Origin of the sequence: Pseudomonas sp. DTU12.3 (assembly GCF_004124275.1) — a bacterium.
In the GTDB taxonomy this organism is placed as follows: Bacteria; Pseudomonadota; Gammaproteobacteria; order Pseudomonadales; family Pseudomonadaceae; genus Aquipseudomonas; species Aquipseudomonas helmanticensis.
Window position 1 is genome coordinate 3,488,713 of the sequence record NZ_CP027218.1, and the last position, 17,208, is coordinate 3,505,920.

A 17,208-nucleotide genomic window follows, 5' to 3' on the forward strand; every position below is an offset into this window, starting at 1 on the left:
ATTCCATTGTGGGAGCGAGCCTGCTCGCAAAAGGGCCGGCAAGAACATCGCAGAAACATCGAATATTTTTTTGAACAAAAATGAAACCGGTTTCAGAGGTCAATAACAATGAATAAACCCGCCGTTTCCATCAGCCTTTCCAGCTACGGCGCCGACCTGGTGCGCCAGCGCGGCCAAGGCTCTTTCATCGAAATCCTGGCGAGCGCCGGGGCGAATCGCATCGAATGGCGCGAAGAACTGCTGACGCGCGAAGACCCCGCCCAACTGGCTGAGGCCAGCCAATCCCACGGCTTGCAAAGTATCTATTCGTCACCGACCGAACTGTGGCTCGCCGGTCAGGCGCGGCCCAATCCCGAGTTGATCACTGCCCTGCATCAGGCCGAAGCATTCGGTTCGAAATGGCTGAAGGTCTCTCTCGGGTACTTTACCGACAACAATGATTTACAGGCCTTGGCTGAACGCTTGAAGCTCAGCCCGGTGCAGTTGCTGGTGGAAAACGACCAGACCTTGCACGGCGGACGCATCGAACCGTTTCAGCGCTTCTTCGCGGCTGTCGAGCAGCACAATCTGCCGATCAAAATGACCTTCGACATTGGCAACTGGCAGTGGCAGGACCAGTCCGCCGCCAGTGCCGCACGCCTGCTCGGTCGACATGTCGGCTACGTGCATTGCAAAGCCGTGGCGCGCCGCGAGGACGGCAAACTGGTCGCGGTGCCGCCAGCGGTGAGTGACCTGCATCTGTGGGAACAACTGTTGCGGCACATGGCCCAAGGCGTTATGCGCGCGGCGGAATATCCGTTGCAGGGCGATGACCTGCTGCAACTGACGCGCGAACACGTCGCCGCCCTCGCCCGCCTGGGTCAATCGCGTCTGGAGCCTGCTCATGTCTGAGATCGATATTCTCTCGTTCGGCGAAACCATGGCGATGCTGGTGGCCGAGCAGACCGGTGACCTGGCCCGCGTCGAGCAATTCCACAAACGTATTGCCGGGGCGGACAGCAATGTCGCGATCGGCCTTTCGCGCCTGGGTTTCAACGTCGCGTGGCTGAGCCGGGTCGGCAACGATTCACTGGGTCGCTTTGTGGTCGAGACGTTGATCAAAGAAGGTCTGGATTGCCGCCATGTCGATGTTGATAAACAACATCCGACCGGGTTCCAGTTCAAATCGCGCAATGACGATGGCAGCGACCCGCAGGTCGAGTATTTCCGGCGCGGTTCGGCGGCCAGTCATCTGTCGCCGCAATCAATCAGCGCCAGCCTGCTGAGCGCTCGCCATCTGCACGCCACGGGTATTCCTCCGGCACTCTCGGCCTCGGCGCGGAAGATGTCGTTCGAGCTGATGACCCGCATGCGCAACGCCGGGCGCAGCGTGTCGTTCGATCCCAACTTGCGCCCGAGCCTATGGGCCAGCGAGCGCGAGATGATCACTGAAATCAACCGTCTCGCCGCCCTCGCCCATTGGGTACTGCCGGGTTTGAGCGAAGGCCGTCTGCTGACCGGTTTCGACGACCCGGCAGACATCGCCGCGTTTTATCTCGACCAAGGCGCCGAAGCGGTGGCGATCAAGCTTGGGCCGCAAGGCGCTTACTACCGCACACAACTCGATCAAGGTTTTGTCGCTGGCGTGCCGGTGGCCAGCGTTGTCGATACGGTCGGTGCCGGTGACGGCTTTGCGGTGGGGATGATCAGTGCCCTGCTGGAACATCGGAGTTTTGCCGAAGCGGTGCAGCGCGCGAACTGGATTGGCAGTCGCGCGGTGCAGAGTCGCGGGGATATGGAGGGTTTGCCGACTCGCCTGGAATTATCTGTTGAATTTGAGGCCGCCTTCGCGAGCAAGCCCGCTCCCACTGTTGAATCGCATTTCAATGTGGGATCGGGTTTGTTCGCGAAGAGCTCCGCCTAGGCACCGCAAATAATTGAACCTGCTGCGACAAAAACAACAAGCTCAGGAGCAAAACCATGAAAACCGCAACCCTCGCCAGCCGTCGCTGGTGGTACATCATGCCGATCGTGTTCATCACCTACAGCCTGGCGTATCTCGATCGCGCCAACTACGGCTTCGCCGCCGCATCGGGCATGGCTGCCGACCTGATGATCACACCGGGGCTGTCGTCCCTGCTCGGTGCGCTGTTCTTTCTCGGTTACTTTTTCTTCCAGGTACCCGGCGCGATCTATGCGCAAAAGCACAGCGTGAAAAAGTTGATTTTCGTCAGTCTGATCCTCTGGGGCGGGCTCGCGACGTTAACCGGCGTGGTCTCCAACGCCTATTGGCTGATCGTCATTCGCTTCATGCTCGGCGTGGTCGAAGCGGCGGTGATGCCAGCGATGCTGGTGTATCTGTGCCACTGGTTTACCCGTGCCGAACGCTCGCGGGCCAATACCTTCCTGATCCTCGGCAACCCGGTAACGATGCTGTGGATGTCGGTGGTTTCGGGGTATCTGGTGCAGCATTTCAGCTGGCGCTGGATGTTCATCATCGAAGGTTTGCCGGCGGTGATCTGGGCGTTTATCTGGTGGCGTCTGGCCGATGATCGTCCAGCTCAGGCGAAGTGGCTGAGCGATGAGGAAAAGCACGATCTGGAAAGTGCCCTGGCTGCCGAGCAGGTCGGGATCAAAGCCGTGAAGAACTATGCCGAGGCATTCCGGTCGCCGAAGGTGATCATTCTTGCGCTGCAGTTTTTCTGCTGGAGCATCGGCGTCTATGGCTTTGTCTTGTGGCTGCCATCGATTCTCAAGGCCGGCGCGCAAATGGACATGATCGAGGCTGGCTGGCTGTCGGCGCTGCCGTATCTGGCGGCGGTGATCGGCATGCTCGGCGTGTCGTGGGGCTCGGACAAACTGCAAAAACGCAAACGCTTCGTCTGGCCGCCGCTGCTGATCGCCTCCATTGCGTTCTACGGCTCTTACGCCTTGGGTGCAGAACACTTCTGGTGGTCATACACGTTGCTGGTGATTGCCGGCGCCTGCATGTACGCACCGTACGGGCCGTTCTTCGCGATCGTCCCGGAGATCCTCCCGGCCAACGTCGCCGGCGGCGCCATGGCGTTGATCAACAGCATGGGCGCGCTCGGTTCGTTTGGCGGCTCGTATCTGGTCGGCTACCTGAACAGCTCCACCGGTTCGCCCGGCGCTTCGTATCTGCTGATGAGCGGCGCACTGATGCTCTCGGTGGTGCTGACGATTTTCCTCAAGCCCGGCGCCAGTGATCGCGTCGTGGCCAAAGCCGCTGCCACGCGTGTCGTGCCGGCGCACTCTTGAAGAGACTTTTGCCATGAAAAAACACGTCGTGTTGTACAAGAAACTCTCGCCAGCGTTGATGGCGCGTCTGCAAGACCAGTGCGAGGTGACGCTGATCGAACGCCTCGACGCCGACGGCCTGATGCAATTGCGTGACGCCCTGCCCCGCGCCCACGGTTTGCTCGGCGCCAGTCTGAAACTCGATGCCGCGTTGCTGGATCTCGCACCGCAACTGCAGGCGATTGCCAGTGTGTCGGTGGGCGTCGACAACTACGACAGCGACTATCTGAGCCGGCGCCAAATCGTCCTCACCAACACCCCGGACGTGCTCACCGAGACCACTGCCGACACCGGTTTCGCGCTGATTCTCGCGACTGCGCGCCGTGTCGTGGAACTGGCGAACATGGTGCGTAGCGGTCAATGGAGCCGCAACATCGGCCCGGCACATTTCGGCACCGATGTGCACGGCAAGACCCTGGGGATCATCGGCATGGGCCGGATCGGTGAAGCACTGGCGCAGCGTGGGCATTTCGGTTTCGGCATGCCGGTGCTCTATCACAGCCAGTCGCGCAAACCGGCGGTCGAGGCGCGATTCGCTGCGCAATATCGCAGTCTTGAGGACTTGCTCTCGCAGGCCGACTTCATCTGCCTGACCTTGCCGCTGACGGTGCAGACCGAAGGCTTGATCGGTGCCGAGCAGTTTGCATTGATGCGCCCGGAAAGCATCTTCATCAATATCTCGCGGGGCAAGGTGGTCGATGAGGCGGCGATGATCGATGCGTTGCGCAACAAACGGATTCGCGCGGCCGGGCTGGATGTGTTCGAGCGTGAGCCGCTGAATCATGACTCGTTGTTGTTGCAGCTCGATAATGTCGTGGCGACGCCGCACATGGGTTCGGCAACGTATGAAACGCGTGAGGCGATGGCGCGCTGTGCGGTGGAGAATCTGCTCGCGGCGTTGGCTGGGCAGAAGCCGGCGAATCTGGTGAATCCGGCTGCCTGGCAGGGCTGAGGTTTTGTAGCGTTTTTAAGGCCGCCTTCGCGAGCAAGCCCGCTCCCACATGGGAATGCATTTCAAATGTGGGAGCGGGCTTGCTCGCGAAGAGGCCGGTGAAAACAACACACATCTATCAGGCACTACGCGCCTGCAACAGCTGCGCCGCACACAGCGCAATCCGCGCGCAAGCGTCCGCCAGTTTCACCCGGTCCACCACCAGGCCGATGCGAATATGCCCCGCCGCACTCGGCCCGAAGGCCTCGCCGGCCAACACTGAAACCCCGTAACCTTCCAGCAACTGCTCGGCAAACGCCTGCGCACCCAACCCGGTCTCGCGCACGTCGACCATGACAAACATGCCGCCATCCGGGCGGATCGGGTACAGCCCCGGGCAGCCACGCAAACGTTCGCACACCAGATCCCGACGCAAACGGTATTCCTCGCGCATCTGCGTGACTTCCGGCAGATCCGAGGCCAGCGCGACCTCGGCGGCTTTCTGCACGAAGTCCGGCAGACCAAACAGCATGCTCAACGACAGATTGACCAAGTGTTCCGCCAACGGCTTGGGGCCGATCATCCAGCCGATGCGCCATCCGGTCATGGCGTGGGATTTCGACAGACTGTTGATCGTCGCCGTGCGCTCGGCCATGCCCGGCAGACTCGCCGGGCTGATGTGCTGGCCTTCATAGAGAAGTTCGCTGTAGACCTCGTCGCTGATCAGCCACAGATCATGCCGCACGCACAGCGCCGCCAGTTCCTGCCAGATCAACAACGACAGGCTGGCGCCACAAGGATTGTTCGGACTGTTGAGGAGCATGGCACGGGTCTTCGCAGTGATCCGTGCGGCGACGTCGGCGGGATCGACGCGAAAACCGTTTTCCGGCCGCACCGGCACTGGCACTACCGTCGCGCCGCAAGCGCCAAACACGCCTTCGTAGGTGACATACATCGGCTCGGCGACGATCACTTCATCGCCCGGATCGAGCAGGCATTGCGCCACCGAATACACCGCGCATTGCGCGCCGGGCATAACGATCACATGCTCGGCATCGACCGCATGGCCACTGTGGCGCCGATGCCGTTCGGCAATCAGCTTGCGCAGCGCCGCGCGACCGCGCACTTCGGAGTAATGCGTATCGCCAGCCAACAGGCTGTCGATGGCGCCATGAACAATCGGCAGCGGCGTATCGAAATCCGGATCGCCAACGCTCAGCAGCAGGATATCGACACCCTCGGCGCGCAACTCCAGCGCTCGGTCATGAATCTGCCAGGCTGCGGCTCCGTCCCCGGCGATTCGTTGGGTCAAGGCTGAATAGCGCATGCACGTCTCCTGATTGCGCGGTCTCCAGCCTTCACCCTATCTCAAATCACAAAACGCGCCACCATGGCATTCAAATCTACCGCCAGACGCGACAGTTCATGGGTGGCGGCGCTGGTCTGGTTGGCCCCAGCAGCCGATTGCGTGGCCAGATCGCGAATATTGACCAGGTTGCGGTCAACCTCACGCGACACTTGCGCCTGCTCTTCGGAAGCACTGGCGATGACCAGATTGCGCTCGTTGATCTGATGGATCGACTGGGTAATCTGCTCCAGCGCAACGCCGGCCGCACGGGCCATTTCCAGGGTGGACTGGGTGCGCTGGTTGCTCTGCTGCATCGACGAAACGGCTTCACCGGTGCCGTTTTGAATGCCGGCGACCATTTTTTCGATTTCCTGGGTCGACTGCGCGGTGCGATGAGCCAGCGCGCGAACTTCGTCGGCGACCACGGCAAAACCACGACCGGCCTCACCGGCACGCGCGGCTTCGATGGCGGCGTTGAGTGCGAGCAGGTTGGTCTGTTCGGCGATGGCGCGGATCACGTCGAGCACCTTGCCGATATCACGCCCTTGGGCAGCCAGACCTTCGATCATTTGCGCGGTGTTCTGCACGTCGTGGGTCATGGTCTGGATCGCGTCGACGGTTTTCACCACTTGATCGCGACCTAAACGCGCGGCCTGGGTCGACTGGTTCGACGCTTCGGAAGTGGACACGGCATTGCGTGCGACTTCTTCGACAGCGGCGGTCATTTCGTTGACTGCTGTCGCGGCTTGTTCAATCTCGTTGTTTTGCTGTTGCAGGCCACGGGAAGCCTCTTCGGTCACGGCGCTGAGCTCTTCGGCAGCAGCGCCGAGTTGCGTGGCGGAACCGGCGATCTGTTCAATGGTTTTGCGCAGGTTGGTCTGCATCGCGACCAAGGCTTCAAGCAGGCGGGCCGGCTCGTCGTTGCCGTCGACTTCGATGACTTTGCTCAGGTTGCCATCGGCAATCGTTCGCGCGGCAGCCACTGCACGGTTGAGCGGCGTGACGATGCTGCGGGTCAGCAACCAGGCCAGCAGCACGGTGGCCAGTGCGGCAATCACGGCGACAATGATGATGCCGGTGATAGCGCTGTCGTAGTGTTCACCAGCCTGAATCGACGCAGCTTTGGCATCGGCGGCGTTGATCGCGATCAGTTTGTTGAGCTGTTCGCCCATCTGGTCGGTACCGTCCTTGATCCGCGTGTTGATCAGGGTGCGCATGTCATCGAGCTTGTCCTGACGCGACAGCTCCATCATCTGGTTCTGCGCTTGCAGGTAGTTGTCCAGCGTAGTGGCGAAGCTCTGGTACAAGGCACGCTCTTCAGCGCCGGCCGGCAATGCGGCATAACTGGCCTGGGCGCTGCGGACCTTGTCGACCAGGGCGGCGATGCGGGTCTGCGCTTCCTGCAAACCGGACGGCTCACGGTTGACCAGCACGCGGAACGAGAGGATGCGCAAACGCAAGACGTTTTCCGTCACCACGCTGAGTTGGGTCACGCTGGGCAGTTGCGTCGAATCCATGTCGACGGAGGCCTGACGAATGATCGACATGCGATTGACGGCGAACACGCCGAGCACGATCACCAGCAAGGCGATAAAGGCAAAACCGAGGAAAGCACGGGGCGCGATATTGAGGTTACGCAAGGACATAGTTGGACTCTCGGATGATAAGAACTACGAGCGTCCATGCCGTGATCACTGGCCCATGGGCTGGGCTTCAGTCCGGCGTCACTGTTTTGCGAAGGTTTTGTGCGCGCCTGTTAGCTGTATCGGCCAGGCTTTAGGAAGATTGCGGGTCAAGTGCAATTATTTTTCAAGTTGTTACAACAATGCCCCCCCTCGCCCACCGTAGGAGCTGCCGCAGGCTGCGATCTTTTGATATTGCTGTTAAAAACAAAATCAAAAGATCGCAGCCTGCGGCAGCTCCTACAGGGGTGGGTCATGCTCTGATGGCGAGTTGCCAGACGCGGGCGATGTCGGTCGCACGCTCGCGCAGCAGCCGTGGTGCTTCGGCGCAGGCCTGCTCCAGCGACATCGGGCCGCTGGTCACGGCGAATGCGGCATCGATGCCATGCTCGTAGAGTGCCTGATAACCCTCACCCAGCGTCCCGGCAATGACGATCACCGGCACGCCATGTTGCTTGGCAATCCGCGCTACGCCAAACGGGGTTTTGCCACGCAAGGTCTGGGCATCGAAGCGCCCTTCGCCGGTAATCACCAGATCCGCGCCTTTGACTGCTTCGGCGAGACCGACCAGTTCGGCGACCACTTCAACCCCGGCCTGAAACTGTGCAGCGAGAAACGCCTTCGCAGCGAAACCCAAGCCACCGGCCGCGCCACTGCCCGGCTCGTCGCGAACGTCTTTGTGCAATGCCTGCGCGCACCGTTCGGCGAAATGCCCCAAGGCTTGATCCAGCTGCTGAACCTGGGTTGGCGACGCGCCTTTCTGCGGGCCGAAAATCGCCGAAGCACCGTGCGGGCCACACAACGGATTGTTCACATCGGCGGCAATGTCAAAACGCACCTGCGCCAGACGCGGGTCGAGTTCGCTCAAGTCCAGACGCACGAGTTGCGCCAAAGCCAGGCCACCCGGCACTAACGGCTGACTCTGCGCATCGAGCAACTTCAACCCCAAGGCCTGCATCGCGCCGGCGCCGCCGTCGTTGGTCGCGCTGCCGCCAATCGCCAGAATCACCCGTTGTGCGCCAGCATCGAGCGCGGCGCGGATCAATTCGCCAGTGCCGAACGTGCTGCTGATACAGGCATCGCGTTGCCCCGGCGGCACCAGTTGCAAGCCGCTGGCCTCGGCCATTTCGATGATCGCGGTGTGGTTGTGCGGCAACCAGCCCCACGCGGCGTCGACCGGCGCGCCCAATGGGCCACGCACTCGGGTGCGGCGCAGCTCTCCTTCACAGGCTGCAAGAATCGACTCGACCGTGCCTTCGCCACCATCGGCCATCGGGCATTTGACCAGAGCGGCCTGCGGCCAGACTTGCGCCAGGCCCAGGGCAATGGCTTCGGCAACGCCTTGGGCACTCAGGCTGTCCTTGAACGAATCGGGGGCGATGACGATTTTCATACGAATTCTCCAGTTCCAATGCTCCTCATGCTGCCAGTCGGCATGCGCATTGACGCCGGTCCGTTGCACAAGCGGCGCAGGCGTTTATTGTTCATTTCCACAAAATGGATTGCACCCACAACCCACTTACTACTCCACACTCCATCTGTAGGAGCTGCCGAGTGCAACGAGGCTGCGATCTCTTGATCTTCAAAAACAAAATCAAAAGATCGCAGCCTCGTTGCACTCGGCAGCTGCTACAGGGGCGATGAGGTCATGGCTCGGTTTGCGGCAGGAGTTGCACGCCAAGATACAGCGCCAGCATCCCGTCCAGCCGCAGCGGATCAACCCCGCTCAGCTCGGCAATCCGCTCCATCCGATAACGCAGGCTGTTGCGATGGATCCCCAACGCATCCGCGCACGCCTGACTCTGCCCGTCGTGTTCGCACCAACTGCGCAACGTCGCCAGCAACTGACCGTTGCCGTCCTTGGCGATCACTTTGCGCAACGGCTTGAGCAATTCATCCAGCGCGTCATCGTTGCGATGGCGCCACAACATCACCGGCAGGCGATATCGGTTGAGCGTCAGCAGTCGCGAGTGCGGCAACACCTCACGACCATAGGCGAGCAGATCGCCGACCCGTCGATAACAACGGCGCAACCCGATCAGCCCTTCTGCCTGACCGCCGACGGCAATCCGCAGGATCTTCCAGCCCAGGCCATCGAGTTTCTCCAACAGGCGATCATGCTCGACGTTCTGACTCGCCGGCCGACACCAGAGCAGCGACGACTTCGCCGAACTCACGCACCAGCTATCGGGGTAGCGCGACGTCAGCCAGGCGCTCAGTGCCTCGACGGTTTGCCCCGGCGCATGTTCAAGGCCCAGCTCGAACAGATACGGCACCCGCGTCAATTGCGGTTTAAGCCCAAGCTGCTGCGCCTCGTCGACCAGACGCGGCGAATCCCCGGCCTCGCTCAACAGCAAGGCCAGCAGATCATCACAACGCTGGCGCCGCCATTGCTGCTCGGCCTGCTGATTGCGCTGGCCGACGAGCATTTCGGCGGTCATGCGCACCAGTTCGGCGTAAGTGCGCAATTGCTCAGGCTCGCCGGTGATGCCGAGCACACCGATCAGGCGCTGATCGAGCAGTAGCGGCAGGTTGATCCCCGGCTGCACGCCTTTCAGATGCACCGCCGTCTGTGCGTCGATTTCCACCACCCGACCGTTGGCCAGCACCAGTTGCGCACCCTCATGACGGGTGTTGATGCGCTCCGGTTCGCCGCTGCCGAGGATCAACCCCTGGCTGTCCATGACGTTGACGTTGTAGGGCAAAATGGCCATGGCGCGGTCGACGATGTCCTGGGCGAGGTCGTGATCGAGTTCAAACATAGAGGGCAAAATCCTTGAAAACACGCGCGGGCGGTTGTTCACCCGCACAGGGTCTGGCGGCAAACCCTGTGCTCAGGCACAAAGACAATCCGGCCAAAGGTGGCCGAGACTCTCGGGACGATCAACGTTAACCTTTGGATCGCAAAAAATCATAATAAAGAGAGAGCCGCTATGTCGCAGAGCGCCGCAGCTACCCAGACCATCGAAGACGATAAAAATGCCGTTTACAAACGCATCACCCTGCGTTTGATCCCCTTCATCTTCATCTGCTACTTGTTCAACTACCTCGACCGGGTCAACGTTGGATTCGCCAAACTGCAGATGCTCGACGCACTGAAATTCAGCGAAACCGTGTACGGCCTCGGTGCCGGGATCTTCTTCATCGGCTACGTGCTGTGCGGCGTACCGAGCAACCTGGCGTTGACCAAGTTCGGTCCACGGCGCTGGATTGCGGTGATGATGATCACCTGGGGCACGCTGTCGACCTGCCTGTTGTTCGTCACCACACCGACTGAGTTCTATACCCTGCGGCTGTTTACCGGTGCGGCCGAAGCCGGGTTCTTCCCGGGCGTCGTGCTGTATCTCTCGCAGTGGTTCCCGACCTTCCGTCGTGGCCGGATCATGGCGCTGTTCATGTCGGCGATCCCGGTATCCGGTCTGCTCGGCAGCCCGTTCTCTGGCTGGATCCTCAATCACTTCGCCGCAGGCCAGGGCGGTCTGGCCGGCTGGCAGTGGATGTTCCTGCTGCAGGGCATTCCGACGGTGATCCTCGGCGCCCTCGCCTATTTCCTCCTGAGCGACAGCTTCGCCAACGCCAAGTGGCTGACGCCGCACGAGCGCGCGGTACTTGAGGCCGATCAGGCACAGGACCTGGCGAACAAACCGAAAACCACTTCCGACTCGCTGCTGGCGGTATTCAAGAACCCGGCAATCTGGGCGTTCGGCCTGATCTACTTCTGCATCCAGAGTGGCGTGTACGCGATCAACTTCTGGCTGCCGTCGATCATCAAGAACCTCGGCTTCAGCGACAACCTGGTGATTGGCTGGTTGAGCGGGATCCCTTATCTGCTGGCAGCGGTGTTCATGCTGCTGGTGGGTCGTTCGGCGGATCTGCGCAAGGAACGTCGCTGGCATCTGGTGGTACCGATGTTGATGGGCGCGATCGGCCTGGTGATCGCGGTGAATTTCGCCGCCAACCCGGCGATTGCGATTGTCGGCCTGACCATTGCCACCATGGGTGCGCTGACCGGTCTGCCAATGTTCTGGCCAGTACCAACGGCGATGTTGAGTGCAGGCGCTGCGGCCGGTGGCCTGGCGTTGATCAACTCGATGGGGCAGATGGCGGGTTTCCTTAGTCCGTACCTGGTCGGTTGGGTCAAGGACAGTACTGGCTCGACGGATGCGGCGTTGTATCTGCTGGCGGGGGTGATTGTTGGCGGGAGTCTGTTGGCGTTGCGGATGACGCGAACGTTGCGCGCTTAATAGCAAAGATCGCAGCCTTCGGCAGCTCCTACCTTGGAATGTGTTCCTTGTAGGAGCTGCCGCAGGCTGCGATCTTTTTACGTTTAAACGCCACAATAATTCACTTTGCGCCCCGTTACGCATCTGGTATTTGTTGGGGTTTCCCACCGACAAAAGGATTTCGGCATGAGCTATCGCACACTGGGGCAATCGGGGTTGCAAGTGTCTACCCTCACCCTCGGCACAATGATGTTCGGCGAGCAGACCAGCACCGAAGAGTCGTTGCGCATCATCGACAAGGCCTGGGATCAGGGCATCAACTTCATCGACACCGCCGACGTCTACACCAACGGTCGTTCGGAAGAGATCGTCGGTGAAGCGATTGCCGGCAATCGGCATGAGTGGGTGCTGGCGACCAAGGTCGGTTTCGGCCCGGTGGACGGTGTGCCAAACCGCAGCGGCCTCAGCCGCAAGCATATCTTCAATGGTCTGGACGCCAGCCTGACCCGGTTGGGCACCGACTACCTCGACATCTATTATCTGCACCGCGAAGATCACAACACGCCGCTGGAAGTGACGGTTTCAGCGATTGGCGATCTGATTCGTCAGGGCAAGATCCGTTATTGGGGCTTATCGAACTATCGCGGCTGGCGGATTGCCGAGGTGATTCGTATTGCCGACAAACTGGGCGTCGATCGGCCGGTGATCAGCCAGCCGTTGTACAACATCGTCAACCGTCAGGCCGAGACCGAGCAGATTACCGCCGCGCAAACCTACGGCCTCGGTGTGGTGCCTTACAGCCCGTTGGCCCGTGGCGTGCTCAGTGGCAAGTACGCGCCGGACGTGACACCGGATGCCAACAGCCGCGCCGGGCGTCAGGACAAGCGCATTCTGGAAACCGAATGGCGCGTGGAATCGCTGCGCATTGCCCAGCAGATTCAGCAGTACACCGAGCAACGTGGCGTCGGCATCGTCGAGTTCGCGATTGCCTGGGTGTTGAACAACAGCGCGGTGACCTCGGCAATTGTCGGGCCGCGTACCGAAGCGCAGTGGGATGCCTACACCAAGGCGCAGGCGGTGAAGATCACCGCTGAAGATGAAGCGTTCATCGATTCGCTGGTGACACCGGGGCATGCATCGACACCGGGCTTCAACGATGTCAGTCATTTTGTGTCCGGCCGCAAAACCCACTCAGCCTGACGCCTCCATGTAGGAGCTGCCGCAGGCTGCGATCTTTTGATCTGTTTTTTTAAAATCAAAAGATCGCAGCCTGCGGCAGCTCCTACAGTTGAGTATGTGGTGTGTGTGTGTGGGAGTGTCGGAGTGTGGGAAATAATGAGCATCCGGCCAATATTCAGCACAAAAACCACGTATCCTTCGCGCCCCGTTTGATCACCCACCCGCGAGGACAGTTTGTCTAAAGGTATCGCTTTATCGGTTTCAGCCTCGGTGCTGTTTGCCGTCATGTATTACTACACCTCGCTGCTCACACCCTTGAGCGGCGTGGAAATTTTCGGCTGGCGGATGCTGTTGACGGTACCGTGCATGACCGTGTTCATGCTGGTGTCCGGCGAATGGCGACGCGTGCTGGAGCTGGTTCGGCTGATGGTGGCGAAGCCGAAGCTGATCGCCGGCTTGATCGTCTCGGCCGGATTGCTCGGTGTGCAGTTGTGGCTGTTCATGTGGGCGCCGCTCAACGGCTACAGCCTCGATGTGTCGCTGGGCTATTTCCTGCTGCCGCTGGCGATGGTGCTGACCGGGCGGATTGCCTACGGCGAGAGCCTGTCGTACCTGCAAAAAGTTGCGGTGTTCTTCGCCAGCCTCGGCGTGTTGAACGAGTTGTATCAGGTCGGTGGTTTTTCCTGGGCGACACTGGTGGTGGTCATCGGTTACCCGCTGTACTTCGTCCTGCGCAAATACCTGAAAACCGATCACCTCGGTGGGCTGTGGGTCGACATGACCCTGATGCTGCCGGTCGCCTACTGGTTTGTGCACGGTGGCGAGCAAGGCTTGGGCGTGTTCGATCAATACCCGGGACTGATGTGGCTGATTCCGCTGCTCGGGCTGATCAGTGCATCGGCGTTGGTGGTGTACATCATTGCCAGCCGCTTGCTACCGTTCAGTCTGTTTGGGCTGTTGAGTTACGTTGAGCCGGTGTTGTTGCTCGGGGTCGCGTTGCTGCTCGGTGAGAGCATCAAGTCCGGCGAATGGCTGACGTACATCCCGATCTGGATGGCGGTTATTGTGCTGGTCTTCGAAGGCTTCAAACACCTGATGCGCCAGCGCCGGCCATAAAAGCAAAAGATCGCAGCCTTCGGCAGCTCCTACAGGAAAAATGCATTCCAAATGTAGGAGCTGCCGAAGGCTGCGATCTTTTGATCTTGAATGAAGCCCGACCGGCTTAAACAGGCCGGGCTTTTTACTGGTTACTCGGTAGCCAGTACACCACGACGCACCTGATCGCGCTCGATCGATTCGAACAGCGCCTTGAAGTTGCCCTCGCCGAAACCATCATCGCCTTTACGCTGGATGAATTCGAAGAATACCGGCCCCATCAGGGTTTCCGAGAAAATCTGCAGCAGCAGACGCTTGTCGCCCTGATCCGATGCGCCGTCGAGCAGAATGCCGCGCGATTGCAATTGATCAACTGGCTCGCCGTGGTTCGGCAGGCGGCCTTCGAGCATTTCGTAATAGGTTTCCGGCGGCGCGGTCATGAAGCGCATGCCGATCTTCTTCAACTGATCCCAGGTCTTGATCAGGTCGTCGGTGAGGAACGCAACGTGCTGGATGCCCTCGCCGTTGAACTGCATCAGGAACTCTTCGATCTGACCGGCGCCCTTGGACGACTCTTCGTTCAGCGGGATACGGATCATGCCGTCCGGTGCGGTCATCGCTTTCGAGGTCAGGCCGGTGTATTCGCCCTTGATGTCGAAGTAGCGGATTTCACGGAAGTTGAACAGCTTCTCGTAGAAGTTTGCCCAGTAAGCCATACGACCGCGATAGACGTTGTGGGTCAGGTGGTCGATGATTTTCAGGCCGGCACCGACCGGGTTGCGATCGACGCCTTCGATGAACACGAAGTCGATGTCATAGATCGAACTGCCTTCACCGAAACGGTCGATCAGGTACAGCGGCGCGCCGCCAATGCCTTTGATCGCCGGCAGGTTCAGCTCCATCGGACCGGTTTCGATGTGAATCGGCTGTGCGCCGAGTTCCAGTGCGCGGTTGTAGGCCTTTTGCGAATCCTTGACGCGGAACGCCATGCCACAAACGGACGGGCCGTGCTCGGCCGCGAAGTACGAAGCGACGCTGTTGGGTTCGTTGTTGAGGATCAGGTTGATCGCGCCCTGACGGTACAGGTGCACGTTCTTCGAGCGGTGGGTCGCGACTTTGGTGAAGCCCATGATCTCGAAGATCGGCTCCAGGGTGCCAGGCACCGGCGACGCGAGTTCGATGAATTCAAAGCCCATCAGGCCCATTGGGTTTTCGTATAGATCGGTCATGGTGACGCCTCATCATTCTTATCAAATTAACCAGGGTTATTTGTCAGTCTGCGAGGTCGGTGGGTGGCGCACAGGAGATGCCACGCACACTGCGGGCGAGGAAGTCACCGTAGATCAGTTGAAACCCGAATATCTTCATTGTCGACCCAAGGCTCTTGCGGGCGAGGCTTCTGCTGCCAGAAGACGATTATTATTGTATGCGTAACCCGATTCTACACAGCGTAAATAGGCTTGTCTGCCCTCTCTATAAAATCCGCTTTTTTGCCGACGGCGCAAGGGGTTTGTTGCACAGATAAATGCCCGTCAGGATCAATGCACCGCCCAAGCCCATGGTCAGCGTCAGCTGTTCACCGAGCAGCAGCGCGCCCAGCAGCACCGCCGTCAAAGGGTTCAAGGCGATAAATACCCCTGAGCGCGTCGCGCCGATTTTGCGAATGCCATCGTAATAACCGATGTATGCCAGCGCCGAACCGAGCACGCCTAAATAGACAAGGCTCAACCACTGTGGCGTGCCGAGGTTGAGCAACGCCGCCCAGCTCAGCTCGCCACGCACCGCCGCCAACGTCCACAGCATCAGCGTGCCGATCAGGATCGAATACGTCACGGTCTGCACCGGGCCGAGTGCCCGATTGAGACTGCGGGAAAACAATGAATAAACACCCCAGCCCAGCACGCAACCGAGGATCAGCACGTCACCGAGCCAGGCGTCGGGCGTTGCTGCCAACAGTTGTGGATTGCGGCTGACGATCACCACACCTGCACCGACGATGCACACCGCGATGCCAGCGACTTTCACGCGGCCGAGACGTTCTTTGAACAGCAACCACGACGCGAGGCCGATCACCGCCGGATTCAACGCAACAATCAATGAAGCGCGCGAGGCGTTGATGTATTGCAGGCCATAAAAGAAGCACAGGTTGTAGAAGAAAATCCCGAAGAACCCCAGCATTGCCAGTTGTAGCCATTGCCGTGGCGTCGGCCGTGCCAAGGGAATTCGCGCCAGCCACAGGAACCCGAGCAACGCTGCACTGGCGAGCAGGAATCGCAGACTGGCAGCGAACATCGGGCTCAGGCTGCCGGCGAGAAAACGCCCGGCAACGAAGGTTCCGCCCCACACCATGGTGACTGCCGCCAACGTCAGATAGACCGGCATCTCGGCGGCTGTCGTGTGGGTTTGCTCGATATTACGCATAGGGCATGAGACCGGATGACTGGAGGATGGCTTATCATTCACCTCATTCCTGATCATCGTAAAATGAGCAATTACTCATGACCCTTACACAGCTGGAAATCTTCTCGCTGGTGGCCGAGCTGCGTGGATTCACCCTCGCCGCCCATCGCTTGGGCATTTCCCAGTCGGCGGTATCCCACGCGCTGAAATCTCTGGAGCAGGAACTGGGCGTCGAACTGCTGCGTCGACATCAGTCATCCGTTGAACTCAGCGATATCGGCGAACAACTATTGCTGCGCGCCCGGGCCATGCTCGGTCTGGCCAATACGTTGCGTCAGGAGGCTGCCGATGCCCGTGGCATGAAGCGCGGCACGTTGCGCATCGGCTCGTTCGGTCCGACTTCATCGATCAAACTGTTGCCAGGGATTTTGCAGCGCTATCGCGAGGCGCATCCGGGCATCGAAGTGCATATAGATGAAGGACCGGATCGACAGGTGATCCAGTGGCTGGAAGAGCGGCGGATCGACGTCGGTTTCGTGGTCCTTCCCGAAGAGCGCTTCGACACCTTTGCCTTGATTGAAGATCAGATGCTTGCCCTGCTGCCGATCAACCATTCCTTGGCGACACGCTCGGCGTTGAGCCTCAAGGATTTGTGCAACGACCCGTTCGTGCTCACCGAAGCGGGATCTTCCGAGCTGGTGTCGCGACTGTTCAGCGCGGCTCGGCTGCAACCGAACATTCGATTTCGCTGCTCGCAACTGCTCAGTACCCTCGACACGGTCAGTCGTGGCGATGCGATCACCGTCGTCGCCGAAAGCTCACTACCGCAGGCGCAAAATCCGCAGTATGTGAAAGTCGCGCTGTCGCCACAGGTCAATCGTCAGGTCGGCCTCGCAGTCCTCGATCAGCGCCAGGCCTCACCCGCCACACTGGCCTTTATCGAGTTGGCCACGCAGATGAATCATTCATGAGCGGCGCAAGCGGCATCTGCCATCTATCCTCCCCTCTGGCTCAAGTGTTTTTCAGCGGCGCGCCGTTATCCGGCCTGCATTG

General features: G+C 60.0%; 14 protein-coding genes. 8 read left to right on the plus strand and 6 right to left on the minus strand.

The features are described 5' to 3' along the window. Positions 1-108 precede the first annotated feature (108 nt). Genes C2E19_RS15835 through C2E19_RS15850 form a run of 4 tightly spaced genes read left to right on the plus strand, consistent with a single transcriptional unit; the run spans position 109 to position 4,249 of the window. Positions 109-891 (plus strand): sugar phosphate isomerase/epimerase, encoded by a 783-nt coding sequence (locus C2E19_RS15835; RefSeq protein WP_129393983.1) that lies wholly within the window; start codon positions 109-111, stop codon positions 889-891. Further along, positions 884-1,903, plus strand: a complete 1,020-nt coding sequence (locus C2E19_RS15840) for a sugar kinase (protein ID WP_129393985.1) — start codon at positions 884-886, stop codon at positions 1,901-1,903. The genes C2E19_RS15835 and C2E19_RS15840 overlap by 8 nt, the downstream gene beginning before the upstream one ends. A gap of 56 nt (positions 1,904-1,959) precedes the next feature. After that, positions 1,960-3,258 (plus strand): MFS transporter, encoded by a 1,299-nt coding sequence (locus C2E19_RS15845; protein ID WP_129393987.1) that lies wholly within the window; start codon positions 1,960-1,962, stop codon positions 3,256-3,258. Between the two features lie 13 nt (positions 3,259-3,271). Next, the gene (locus tag C2E19_RS15850) at positions 3,272-4,249 is read left to right on the plus strand and encodes a D-glycerate dehydrogenase (RefSeq protein WP_129393989.1); all 978 of its coding nucleotides are present in this window, start codon (positions 3,272-3,274) and stop codon (positions 4,247-4,249) included. A 118-nt stretch (positions 4,250-4,367) separates the two neighbouring features. Here C2E19_RS15850 and C2E19_RS15855 read toward each other — a convergent pair whose 3' ends face one another. The 4 genes from C2E19_RS15855 to C2E19_RS15870 all read right to left on the minus strand — a co-directional run bounded on the left by C2E19_RS15855 (position 4,368) and on the right by C2E19_RS15870 (position 10,020). Then, the gene (locus C2E19_RS15855; protein ID WP_129393991.1) at positions 4,368-5,555 is read right to left on the minus strand and encodes a pyridoxal phosphate-dependent aminotransferase; all 1,188 of its coding nucleotides are present in this window, start codon (positions 5,553-5,555) and stop codon (positions 4,368-4,370) included. A gap of 41 nt (positions 5,556-5,596) precedes the next feature. Then, positions 5,597-7,222, minus strand: a complete 1,626-nt coding sequence (locus C2E19_RS15860) for a methyl-accepting chemotaxis protein (protein WP_129393993.1) — start codon at positions 7,220-7,222, stop codon at positions 5,597-5,599. 289 nt (positions 7,223-7,511) lie between these two features. Next, the gene (locus C2E19_RS15865; protein ID WP_129393995.1) at positions 7,512-8,651 is read right to left on the minus strand and encodes a glycerate kinase; all 1,140 of its coding nucleotides are present in this window, start codon (positions 8,649-8,651) and stop codon (positions 7,512-7,514) included. Positions 8,652-8,904: 253 nt separating this feature from the next. Then, positions 8,905-10,020 carry a sugar diacid recognition domain-containing protein gene (locus C2E19_RS15870; RefSeq protein ID WP_129393997.1) on the minus strand — a complete coding sequence of 372 codons (1,116 nt, stop codon included), beginning with the start codon at positions 10,018-10,020 and terminating at the stop codon, positions 8,905-8,907. Positions 10,021-10,191: 171 nt separating this feature from the next. Here C2E19_RS15870 and C2E19_RS15875 point away from each other — a divergent pair, with 171 nt between their 5' ends. From C2E19_RS15875 to rarD, 3 genes are all read left to right on the plus strand, one after another. After that, positions 10,192-11,502, plus strand: a complete 1,311-nt coding sequence (locus C2E19_RS15875; protein ID WP_129393999.1) for an MFS transporter — start codon at positions 10,192-10,194, stop codon at positions 11,500-11,502. Between the two features lie 165 nt (positions 11,503-11,667). After that, positions 11,668-12,681 carry an aldo/keto reductase gene (locus tag C2E19_RS15880; RefSeq protein WP_129394002.1) on the plus strand — a complete coding sequence of 338 codons (1,014 nt, stop codon included), beginning with the start codon at positions 11,668-11,670 and terminating at the stop codon, positions 12,679-12,681. A 213-nt stretch (positions 12,682-12,894) separates the two neighbouring features. Then, a complete protein-coding gene (rarD, locus tag C2E19_RS15885) occupies positions 12,895-13,776 on the plus strand; it encodes an EamA family transporter RarD (protein WP_129394004.1) in 882 nt (293 codons plus the stop codon). Between the two features lie 131 nt (positions 13,777-13,907). On the opposite strand, the gene hppD is transcribed toward rarD, so the two are convergent. Together hppD and C2E19_RS15895 are read right to left on the minus strand one after the other, a co-directional pair. After that, complete coding sequence (gene hppD, locus C2E19_RS15890) at positions 13,908-14,984, minus strand: 4-hydroxyphenylpyruvate dioxygenase (RefSeq protein WP_129394006.1); 1,077 nt, start codon at positions 14,982-14,984, stop codon at positions 13,908-13,910. 244 nt (positions 14,985-15,228) lie between these two features. Further along, complete coding sequence (locus tag C2E19_RS15895) at positions 15,229-16,176, minus strand: DMT family transporter (RefSeq protein WP_129394008.1); 948 nt, start codon at positions 16,174-16,176, stop codon at positions 15,229-15,231. A gap of 77 nt (positions 16,177-16,253) precedes the next feature. On the opposite strand from C2E19_RS15895, the gene C2E19_RS15900 reads away from it, so the two are divergent. Then, positions 16,254-17,126, plus strand: a complete 873-nt coding sequence (locus tag C2E19_RS15900; protein WP_129394010.1) for a LysR family transcriptional regulator — start codon at positions 16,254-16,256, stop codon at positions 17,124-17,126. The last annotated feature ends 82 nt before the right edge of the window (positions 17,127-17,208 follow it).

Bases quoted from the DNA above. Each gene is read 5' to 3' on its own strand.
- C2E19_RS15865 (WP_129393995.1), bottom strand. From the start codon at position 8,651: ATGAAAATCGTCATCGCCCCCGATTCGTTCAAGGACAGCCTGAGTGCC.
- C2E19_RS15850 (WP_129393989.1), top strand. From the start codon at position 3,272: ATGAAAAAACACGTCGTGTTGTACAAGAAACTCTCGCCAGCGTTGATG.
- C2E19_RS15895 (WP_129394008.1), bottom strand. From the start codon at position 16,176: ATGCGTAATATCGAGCAAACCCACACGACAGCCGCCGAGATGCCGGTC.
- C2E19_RS15855 (WP_129393991.1), bottom strand. From the start codon at position 5,555: ATGCGCTATTCAGCCTTGACCCAACGAATCGCCGGGGACGGAGCCGCA.
- hppD (WP_129394006.1), bottom strand. From the start codon at position 14,984: ATGACCGATCTATACGAAAACCCAATGGGCCTGATGGGCTTTGAATTC.
- C2E19_RS15880 (WP_129394002.1), top strand. From the start codon at position 11,668: ATGAGCTATCGCACACTGGGGCAATCGGGGTTGCAAGTGTCTACCCTC.
- C2E19_RS15845 (WP_129393987.1), top strand. From the start codon at position 1,960: ATGAAAACCGCAACCCTCGCCAGCCGTCGCTGGTGGTACATCATGCCG.
- C2E19_RS15870 (WP_129393997.1), bottom strand. From the start codon at position 10,020: ATGTTTGAACTCGATCACGACCTCGCCCAGGACATCGTCGACCGCGCC.
- C2E19_RS15875 (WP_129393999.1), top strand. From the start codon at position 10,192: ATGTCGCAGAGCGCCGCAGCTACCCAGACCATCGAAGACGATAAAAAT.
- C2E19_RS15835 (WP_129393983.1), top strand. From the start codon at position 109: ATGAATAAACCCGCCGTTTCCATCAGCCTTTCCAGCTACGGCGCCGAC.
- C2E19_RS15860 (WP_129393993.1), bottom strand. From the start codon at position 7,222: ATGTCCTTGCGTAACCTCAATATCGCGCCCCGTGCTTTCCTCGGTTTT.
- C2E19_RS15840 (WP_129393985.1), top strand. From the start codon at position 884: ATGTCTGAGATCGATATTCTCTCGTTCGGCGAAACCATGGCGATGCTG.
- C2E19_RS15900 (WP_129394010.1), top strand. From the start codon at position 16,254: ATGACCCTTACACAGCTGGAAATCTTCTCGCTGGTGGCCGAGCTGCGT.